We start from the raw sequence: 7,797 nt of genomic DNA on the forward strand, positions 1-7,797 counted from the left end.
GGGTGGCCGCGGCCGTGCCGCGCGCCTCGGCGGCGCCGGGCCCGGCAGCGGCGCCGGGGGCGCCGGGCCGGTTGGAGGTGTCGCTCATGCGGGGGAGGCCTCCCGGTCAGGGGCGCCGAGACCGGCGACCACGGACAGCAGGCACTCGTGGTCCACCACGCCCAGGCACCGGCCCTCGGCCGTCACCCGCGCCGGGCGGCCGGTCCTGGCCACCGCCGCGATGGCGTCCGCGACCACCGTCTCCGGCGGAAGCCCGACCCAGTCGTCCCGCCCCGCCTCGCCCGGTGCCGCCGGGCGCATGGCGCTGCGCACCGTGATCACCTGGTCGCGCGGCACGTCCCGGACGAAGTCGCGCACGTAGTCGTCCGCGGGCCGGCCGACGATCTCCTCCGGGGTGCCGAGCTGCACGATGCCGCCGTCCCGCATCAGCGCGATCCGGTCGCCGACCCGCAGCGCCTCGGACAGGTCGTGCGTGATGAAGACCATCGTGCGGCCCTCCTCGCGGCGCAGCCGCAGCACCTCGTCCTGCATGTCGCGGCGGATCAGCGGGTCCAGGGCGCTGAACGGTTCGTCGAACAGCAGCACCTCCGGGTCGACGGCCAGCGCGCGGGCGATGCCGACGCGCTGCTGCTGGCCGCCGGAGAGCTGTGCCGGGCGGCGGTCCTCCAGCCCGGTCANTGCCGGGCGGCGGTCCTCCAGCCCGGTCAGCCCGACCTTGGCCGCCATCTCCTCGGCCCGGGCCCGCCGTTCGGCCCTCGGCATGCCCTGGATCTGGAGGCCGTAGGCGATGTTGTCCCGCACCGTGCGGTGCGGCAGCAGGCCGAAGTGCTGGAAGACCATGGCGGCCCGGTGGCGGCGCAGATCGCGCAGCCGCTCCTTGTCCATGGCCAGCACGTCCTCGCCGTCCATCTCCACCGCTCCCGCGGTGGGCTCGATCAGCCGGGTCAGGCAGCGCACCAGGGTGGACTTGCCGGAGCCGGACAGGCCCATCACCACGAAGCACTCGCCGGGCAGGACCTCGAAGGAGACATCGCGGACGGCCGCGGTGCATCCGGTGCGGGCGGTCAGCTCGGCGGCCGGCAGGGCGGCCAGCGCCGGGTTGTGCGGAACCCGCTCCGCACGCGGGCCGAACACCTTCCACAGCCCGCGCACGGCGAAGACGGGCGGCCGCTCACCGGGCTCCGGGGCCGCCGCATCCTCGCGCTGACGGGGTATCGGGTGCTGTCCGGTCGATGTCATCGTGCGCTCTCTCCGCTCTGTTCGGGGTAGCCACGTCGTGGTCCGGGTATCCGCGGCACGGCCGCGGCGGTGCCGCCGGACCGGCCGGCGGCGGCCGTGGCGGCGTCCTCGGCCGCGGGGTCCCCGGCGCGCAGCAGGTCGGCGGCCTTCTCGCCCACCATCAGCACGCCGATCATCGGGTTCACGGCCGGGATCGTGGGAAACACGGAGGCGTCCGCGATCCGCAGGCCCGCCAGGCCGCGTACCCGCAGGCCGGGGTCGACGACCGCCAGCCGGTCGTCGGCCGCGCCCATCCGGCAGGTGCCGGCCGGGTGGTAGACGGTGTGGGCGGCGCGGCGCGCGTAGGCGCTGAGCTCCTCGTCCGTGACCAGCTCCGGGCCCGGGCACACCTCGCGCTTGAGCCAGCCGGCCAGCGGCTCCTGCCGGGCCACCTCGCGGGCGATCCGGATGCCGTCGACCAGGGTGCGGGCGTCGTAGCCGTCCGGGTCGCTGAAGTAGCGGAAGTCCAGGGCCGGCTTGATCGCCGGGTCGGCGCTGGTCAGATACAGCCGGCCGCGGCTGCGCGGCTTGGGGATGTTCGGGGTCATGGAGACGCCGTGCGGCGGGCGCCGGTAGCCCAGCCGTTCCGGATTGTCGGTGAACGGGATCTGGTAGAAGTGGAACATCAGGTCCGGGCCCGGGGAGTTGGGGTCCCGGCGGACGAACAGCCCGGCGTCGGAGTCCATCGCCGAGTTCTCCGGGATGGGCCCGTGGGTCTCCCAGACGATCACCGACTCGGGGTGGTCCAGCAGGTTCTCGCCCACCCCCGGCAGATCGTGGACCACCGGGATGTCCAGCCGCTCCAGGTCGCGGGCCGGGCCGATGCCGGAGTGCAGCAGCAGCCGCGGGGTGTCCACGGCGCCCGCACACAGCACGACCTCCCGCCGGGCGCGCAGCAGGGACAGCCCGCCGTCCGCCGCGCGCACCCGCACGCCGCTCACCCGGCCGCCGCGCTCGGTCTCCACCCGGTAGGCCCAGGTCTCCAGCAGCAGTGTCAGATTGGGGCGGTCGCCGGCCCGCAGATGCGGGTGCAGGTAGGCCACCGAGGCGGAGGAGCGCTGGTTGGTCTCGGGGTGGTAGGCGAGGTCGAAGAAGCCGGTGCCCTCGGTGAACGGGGCCCGGTTGAAGCCCTCGACCAGCGGCACGCCCAGGGCGGTGTGCGCCGCGGCGACGAAGTCGCGGGCGATGGCGTTCCGGTCCGCGTCGCCGACCGGCACGATGCGGTTGCGCAGCCGGGACCAGTACGGCCGCATGGCGTCGGCGCCCCAGCCGGCCGCGCCCTCGGCCTCCCATTCGTCCCAGTCGGAGGGCAGGGGGCGGAAGCTGATCAGCGTGTTGTGCGAGGAACAGCCGCCGAGCACCCGGGCCCGGCTGTGCCGGATGTGGGAGTTGCCGTGCGGCTGCACGGTGGTGGGGTAGTCGTAGTCGAGTTCGCCGCCGAGCAGGCCCATCCAGCGGCGCAGGGTGAGCACCTCGGGGCGGTCCAGGTCGCTGGGGCCGCCCTCGATCAGGGCGACGGTGGTGCCCGGGTCCTCGGCCAGCCGGGAGGCGATGACGCATCCGGCGGTGCCGCCGCCGACCACCACATAGTCGTACTCGGCGTCGTGTCCGGTGCCCGGCTGCCGTGCCTGCCGGGCTGCGGGAGTGTTGTGGTGCGGGTGGTGGCTGCTGTGGTCGGGATGCATGAGGTCCGCCGGTCTGTTGTGCGTGTGTCGTGCGGGATGGTGGTGGCTGCGGGCCGGGGTCAGCCCGCGAACCAGCGGGCGGGTGCGGGGCGGAGGTTCTCGTAGATGTGCTTGGTCTCGCGGTACTCGGCGAGGCCCGCGGGGCCCAGCTCCCGGCCGGTGCCGGAGCGGCCGAAGCCGCCCCACTCCGCCTGCGGCAGGTAGGGGTGGTAGTCGTTGATCCAGACCGTGCCGTGCCGCAGCCGCCCGGCGATCCGCCGGGCGCGGGCGGTGTCGGCCGAGAACACCGCCCCGGCCAGGCCGTACTCGGTGTCGTTGGCCAGCGCCACGGCCTCGTCCTCGGTGCGGAAGGTCTCCACGGTGAGCACCGGTCCGAAGACCTCCTCCCGGACCACCCGCATGGCGCGGTGGCAGTGGTCCAGCACGGTCGGCAGGTAGAACCAGCCGCCGGACGGCACCGGGCCGTCGTCCGGGCCGGGCCGGCGGCCGCCGCAGCGCAGCACCGCGCCCTCCTCCAGCGCACCGGCCACGTACGTCTCGGTCCGTGCCAGCTGTCCGGCGGAGACCAGCGGGCCGCACTCGACTCCGGGGTCGGTGCCCCGGCCCAGCCGGATACGGCGGGCACGGGCGGCGAGTTCGGCCACGAACCGGTCCCGGACACTCTCCTCGACGAGCAGCCGGCCGCCCGCCGAGCAGACCTGTCCGCTGTGCACGAAGGCCGCGTTCAGCGCGTGGTCCACGGCGGTGTCGAAGCCCTCGGGGGTGGCGCAGGCGTCGGCGAAGACCACATTGGGGTTCTTGCCGCCCAGCTCCAGCGCGGTCTTCTTCACCGTGGCCGCCGCGGCGGCGGCCACCTTGGTGCCGCTGGCCTGCCCGCCGGTGAAGGACACCAGGTCCACCCCGGGGTGGGCGGCCAGCCGGGCGCCGGCCGGGTCGCCGGGGCCGGTGAGCAGGTTCCCGGCGCCCTCGGGCAGCCCGGCCTCGGCCAGCAGGCGCAGCAGCAGGATGCTGGACAGCGGGGTGAGCTCGCTGGGCTTGAGCACGAAGGTGTTGCCCGCGGCCAGTGCCGGGGCGACCTTCCAGGCGGCCTGGAGCAGCGGGTAGTTCCACGGCGTGATCAGCGTGCACACGCCGACCGGCTCGTGCACCACCACGCTGTGCACGTCCGCGCTGCCCGCGTCGATGACGCGGCCGGCCGCCTCCTGCTCCACCAGGGCCGCGAAGTAGCGGAAGGCCGCCGTCACGTCGTCCACGTCGATGCGCGCCTCGGCCAGGGTCTTGCCGGTGTCCCGGCTCTCGGTGTGCGCGATCTGCTCGCGGTCGCGCTGCAGCAGGGCGGCGGTCTCGCGCAGCACGGCGGCGCGCCCGGCGGGCGGGGTGGCCGGCCACGGGCCGTCGTCGAAGGCGCGGCGGGCGGCGGCCACCGCCTCGTCCGCGTCGGCCGGGCCCGCTTCGGCGACCTCGGCCAGGACGGTTCCGTCCGCCGGGTCGTGCACCCGGCGGCGGGCGCCGCCGGCGGCGGGCCGCCACCGCCCGGCGATGCACAGGCTGGCCGCCGCATCGATTCCCGGGGGCGGCACCTGCCCGGATGTCTGCTCCGGCTGCTGCTCCGGCTTGTCCGGCACGTTCTTCCGACCTTTCCTCCCGCGGTGTCCGCGGGTCTCGGCTCCGTCCGGCACGGTGTCGTGCCGGGCGGAACGCGGCGGCGGACGTGCCGCCGGCGCCGGTGACGCCGGCGGGCGGTGCCCGCCGTACGAGCGTTCGCGTCCTCTGGGTGCAGGGGACAACGGCGGCTCCTGCCCGCCATCCGCATCCGCATGTGTCCCTGTGACGAAAACGTGATGCCAGATCCGGTCATCCGTGGAGATGTCGAGAAGAACAGGTAATAAGCGGCAGCGCGGGCACCGCGGGCGGGCAGCGGAAAGGCCCCCGGCACCGGCCGGGGGCCTTCACGGTCCGTCGGAGGAGGCGCGCCCGGAGGCGCGGGACGGCGGCCCGGGGTCCGGCCGGGCCGGACCCGGCCGGCCGGACGGGGCCCGCCCGGTCAGACCAGGCCGAGGGAGCGGACGGCCTCCCGCTCCTCCTCCAGCTCCCGCACCGAGTTCTCGATCCGGGCCCGGGAGAAGTCGTTGATCTCCAGGCCCTGGACGATCCGGTACTCCCCGCCCGAGCAGGTCACCGGGAAGGAGGAGATCAGGCCCTCCGGAACGCCGTAGGAGCCGTCCGAGGGGATGGCCATGGAGACCCAGTCGCCGTCCGGGGTGCCGTTCACCCAGTCGTGGATGTGGTCGATGGCGGCGTTGGCGGCGGACGCGGCCGAGGAGGCGCCGCGGGCCTCGATGATCGCCGCGCCCCGCTTGGCCACGGTCGGGATGAAGTCCTCGGTCAGCCACTTCTCGTCGTTGACCGTCTCGGCGGCGTTCTTGCCCGCGATCTCGGCGTGGAAGATGTCCGGGTACTGGGTGGCCGAGTGGTTGCCCCAGATGGTCATCCTGCGGATCTCGGACACCGGGGCGCCGGTCTTCCCGGACAGCTGGCTGAGCGCCCGGTTGTGGTCCAGCCGGGTCATGGCGGTGAACCGCTCGGCCGGCACGTCGGGGGCGGCGGAGCGGGCGATCAGCGCGTTGGTGTTGGCCGGGTTGCCCACCACCAGCACCCGGACGTCGTCCGCCGCGTGGTCGTTGATGGCCTTGCCCTGCGGCTTGAAGATGCCGCCGTTGGCCTCCAGCAGATCGCCGCGCTCCATGCCCTTGGTGCGGGGGCGGGCGCCGACCAGCAGCGCCACATTGGTGCCGGCGAACGCCTTGGCCGGGTCGTCGGTGATGTCGATGCCGGTCAGCAGCGGGAAGGCACAGTCGTCCAGCTCCATGGCGGTGCCCTCGGCGGCCTTGAGCGCCGGGGTGATCTCCAGCAGGCGGAGCCGGACGGGTACGTCCGGGCCGAGGAGCTGGCCGGAGGCGATCCGGAACAGCAGGGCGTAGCCGATCTGACCGGCGGCGCCGGTGACGGTGACGGTGACGGGGGTACGGGTCATGGGCAGAACGCTCCGGTGTCGGGTGTGTGTCGGTTTCGGGCTGGCTCCCGGGTATCCCGACAGTTCCGATCGGTCGATATCTCGGCGTCAAGATACCCGCTTCTCAGCCTAGCCCCCGCCCGGCCCCGGCCTGCCACCCACCCGGCCCGGCGGGCCGGGGAGACGGAGCCGGAGCCCGCCCGGGCGGGGTCAGCACAGCACGGCGCGCAGCCGGCCCAGGCCCCAGTCGAGATCCTCCTTCGAGATCACCAGCGGCGGGGCGATCCGGATCGTCGACCCGTGGGTGTCCTTGACCAGCACACCCCGTGCCATCAGCAGCTCGGAGATCTCCCGCCCGGTGCCGCGCGCCGGATCGATGTCCACCCCCGCCCACAGGCCCCGGCCGCGCACCCGCAGCACCGCGCCCTGCCCCGCCAGCAGGCCCAGCTCGTGATGCAGGTGCTCGCCCAGTTCGGCGGCCCGGCGCTGCACCTCGCCCTCCCGCAGCATGGCGATGACCTCCAGGGCGACGGCGCAGGCCAGGGGATTGCCGCCGAAGGTGGAGCCGTGCTCGTTGGGGCGGAAGACGCCCAGCACCTCGGCGGAGGACACCACCGCCGAGACCGGGACCACGCCGCCGCCCAGCGCCTTGCCCAGGATGTAGACGTCGGGCACCACACCCTCGTGCTCGCAGGCGAAGGTGGTGCCCGTGCGGCCCAGGCCGGACTGGATCTCGTCCGCCATGAACAGGACGCCGCGCGACCGGGTCAGCTCGCGCACGCCGCGCAGATAGCCGGGCGGCGGCACCCGCACCCCGGCCTCGCCCTGGACCGGCTCCAGCAGCACGGCCACGGTGGTGTCGCCGTTGCGGTCCAGCGCCTCCCCGAGGGCGGCCAGGTCGCCGTAGGGCACGGTGTCGAAGCCGGGGGTGTAGGGGCCGAAGTCGCGGCGGGCGTCGTCGTCGGTGGAGAAGCTGATCGCGGTGGTGGTGCGGCCGTGGAAGTTGTCCGCCGCCACGATGATCCGGGCCCGGCCGTCGGGTACGCCCTTCACCCGGTAGCCCCACTTGCGGGCGGTCTTGACGGCCGTCTCCACCGCCTCCGCTCCGGTGTTCATCGGCAGCACCATCTCCATGCCGCACAGCTCGGCAAGCCGGGCGCAGAAGGCGGCGAAGTGGTCGTGGTGGAAGGCGCGGGAGGTGAGGGTGAGCCGGCCGAGCTGGGCCTTTGCCTCGGCGATCAGGCGGGGATGACAGTGGCCGAAGTTGAGGGCGGAGTAGCCGGCCAGCATGTCCAGATAGCGGCGGCCCTCGACGTCCGTCATCCAGGCGCCGCGCGCGGAGGCGATCACCACGGGGAGGGGGTGGTAATTGTGCGCGCTGTGCGCTTCGGCGGCGGCGATCAGTTCGGCGGAGGACTTTCCCGAGGGACCCATCACGGTACTCCGATCTTCCGGCGCGGACGGCCCGGCCCAGGCACTCTTTGTATCGTCGGCCGTCCGATATGGGAAGAATCCCGGTGGCCCTCGTCCGATAGCCGGTGGCCCGCCAGGGTGCCCCGCCGCGGTGCTGCGGCCCCGGCATGCGGGCCGGCATGCGGGCCGTGTCCGTGCCGGGCGTCCGCGTCGCCCGGCGTGTCGTCGGCCGCGCCGCGGGGACGCCGGTGCGCGGGCGGGTGACCGGGGCAGGCTGCCGTGGCGGGCCGGCGGGCGACCGGCGGGCGAAGGGTCAGAACTCGACGTCGAGGAGTTGCCGGCGGGGGCCTTCGGGGAGCGGGGCGGCGTGGCCGGTGCCGGCGGGGCCGCGCAGGCGGCCGCGGAGTG

At 74.6% G+C, this 7,797-nt stretch carries 5 protein-coding genes; all 5 read right to left on the minus strand.

Features of this window, described 5'->3' with window-relative positions:
• Positions 1 to 84: 84 nt before the first annotated feature.
• A complete protein-coding gene (locus GQS09_RS25370; RefSeq protein ID WP_165989893.1) occupies positions 85 to 1,239 on the minus strand; it encodes a glycine betaine/L-proline ABC transporter ATP-binding protein in 1,155 nt (384 codons plus the stop codon).
• Positions 1,236 to 2,963 carry a GMC oxidoreductase gene (locus tag GQS09_RS25375; protein WP_165989894.1) on the minus strand — a complete coding sequence of 576 codons (1,728 nt, stop codon included), beginning with the start codon at positions 2,961 to 2,963 and terminating at the stop codon, positions 1,236 to 1,238. Before GQS09_RS25375 ends, GQS09_RS25370 begins: the two co-directional genes overlap by 4 nt.
• 59 nt (positions 2,964 to 3,022) lie before the next feature.
• Positions 3,023 to 4,528 carry an aldehyde dehydrogenase family protein gene (locus GQS09_RS25380; protein WP_165989897.1) on the minus strand — a complete coding sequence of 502 codons (1,506 nt, stop codon included), beginning with the start codon at positions 4,526 to 4,528 and terminating at the stop codon, positions 3,023 to 3,025.
• Between the two features lie 479 nt (positions 4,529 to 5,007).
• Positions 5,008 to 5,997, minus strand: coding sequence for a malate dehydrogenase (locus GQS09_RS25385; protein ID WP_165989895.1), 990 nt, complete (start codon positions 5,995 to 5,997; stop codon positions 5,008 to 5,010).
• Positions 5,998 to 6,186: 189 nt separating this feature from the next.
• A complete protein-coding gene (rocD, locus tag GQS09_RS25390) occupies positions 6,187 to 7,410 on the minus strand; it encodes an ornithine--oxo-acid transaminase (protein WP_165989896.1) in 1,224 nt (407 codons plus the stop codon).
• Positions 7,411 to 7,797: the final 387 nt, after the last annotated feature.

Source organism: Streptomyces sp. YIM 98790 (genome assembly GCF_011421595.1).
GTDB lineage: Bacteria > Actinomycetota > Actinomycetes > Streptomycetales > Streptomycetaceae > Streptomyces.

Coding starts and splice junctions, on each gene's coding strand:
- GQS09_RS25375 (WP_165989894.1), bottom strand. CDS start 2,963: ATGCATCCCGACCACAGCAGCCACCACCCGCACCACAACACTCCCGCA.
- GQS09_RS25385 (WP_165989895.1), bottom strand. CDS start 5,997: ATGACCCGTACCCCCGTCACCGTCACCGTCACCGGCGCCGCCGGTCAG.
- rocD (WP_165989896.1), bottom strand. CDS start 7,410: ATGGGTCCCTCGGGAAAGTCCTCCGCCGAACTGATCGCCGCCGCCGAA.